Annotated in this window: 2 protein-coding genes and 1 pseudogene; all 3 read right to left on the minus strand. The window is 65.1% G+C overall.

Features of this window, described 5'->3' with window-relative positions:
- Positions 1–601: hypothetical protein (locus AC1DUU_RS31745; protein WP_476787270.1), on the minus strand; the 601-nt coding region annotated here is incomplete at its 3' end.
- Positions 598–1,056: a hypothetical protein gene (locus tag AC1DUU_RS31750; protein ID WP_476787271.1), complete on the minus strand. Its 459-nt coding sequence runs from the start codon at positions 1,054–1,056 to the stop codon at positions 598–600. The genes AC1DUU_RS31750 and AC1DUU_RS31745, both read right to left, overlap by 4 nt.
- 38 nt (positions 1,057–1,094) lie before the next feature.
- Positions 1,095–1,505: pseudogene (locus tag AC1DUU_RS31755) on the minus strand (EamA/RhaT family transporter); the annotation flags it as partial.

Consider the following 1,505-nt stretch of genomic DNA (forward strand, 5'->3'; position numbering starts at 1 on the left):
TCGGCATGATGAGCACTGTGAGGGGMCCGTCCGGCCAGACTTGCGGCAAGGCCGAGCCGAGGGCGAGCGCCGTTGCCAGCATTGCCGGCAACCTGCTGGCGAGAACGACGCTACGAAACGGGTCGGGCCAAGCGACTGGCCACACCGGAACCGGCGTGCCCGGCCGGTGAAAGGCGCTGCCGAATTTACCCAGCGCATGCAGCAGCCCGGAGGTTGCAGCAAGCAGCGGATCGCCGAGCAACAACAGCGCGATGCCGAGTCCGATCGCACCTATGCCAGAAAGGAGGTCGCCCAGCCGGTTGAGGGCCGGATCGGGAGCGTCCGGCTGTGCCCACGCCCGGTGATAGGCCTCGCCGCCCCAGAAGAAGACCAGCGTCGCCAACGTCAGCGCGACAGCGCTGTGGCTGCCGGCGAAATAGTCGACCATCGCCGCCATGACAGTGTTTTCGCCAGGCGATCCGGCCGGTGCGGTGGCGATCTGGACCCCAAGACCCGCGACGAGGCCGAGTGCATTGCCACTGTTGTAGTAGCCACCGGGGCCGCTCATGCGGGCGCGAAACGCGGATACCAGGCGCGGACAAAGAGTTGCCAGCGACGTCATTGTGGTGCCCTCGCGACAAGTTTGGACGCTATCTGCACGGCGGCCTCCGGCAAGGCAGTCCCCGATGCGGGGAGACGAAGTCTCGCCACGGTTTGCAATGCTGGGGCGATAAGTTGGCCGTTCGCATCGGCAATGATCATAGCGTGCCTCACTTTTGGACCCTTAGTTGGCGGTGGGACGATCGGCTTTGCCCGCACGGGCAGTGGCATAGGCAAGGACGGAGCAGCGAAGGACCGGATGGGGGCGTTCCGCCGGGGCGCGTTTGTCGGTGTCGATCCCTTCGACATTGCGACCGACAGGATGGCCACGAGAACCATCGCGGCACCCAAAGCCCCCATGGTCGAGGACCGCTCGCCGAGAAAGATCGCGGCACCAAGCGTCCCGAAAACGCTCTCGGCACTGACGATCACCGCGGCATGGCTCGCAGAGGTGAAGCGCTGGGCCGCCGCCTGCATGCCGAAAGCGATTGCCGTAGAGAACACGCCAAGGACGATCAGTTCTGGACCGGCCGCAAAAATTGCGGCCGGCGACGATTGCCGAACACTGCCCCGACCGGCAGGGCAAGAGCGGCGGTGCAAAGAAACGGCACTGCAGCGGCTGTGAACGGACGCGCATGGGCTTGCACATGGCGGCCAAGCTCGATCATCCAGAGCGAGTAGCAGGCGGCCGACAAAAGGGCCGTGAGGTCACCAGAGCCAAGGCTCGCAATCCCGCCCGACAACAGCAGGGCTCCGACAACGGTCAGGCCAGCGGCGATGGCGATGCTCGCCGTGGGCCGTTCGCCGGCGAGTAGCCAGGCGGCGATAGGGGTCATTACCGTAGCTGTGCTGATCAGGAAACTTGCATTGGTGACAGAGGCGCCGAGATAGCAGACCTGTTGGAGCACGATCGCGATGACAAACAG

Source organism: Aminobacter sp. P4_H6_2, from assembly GCF_056400805.1.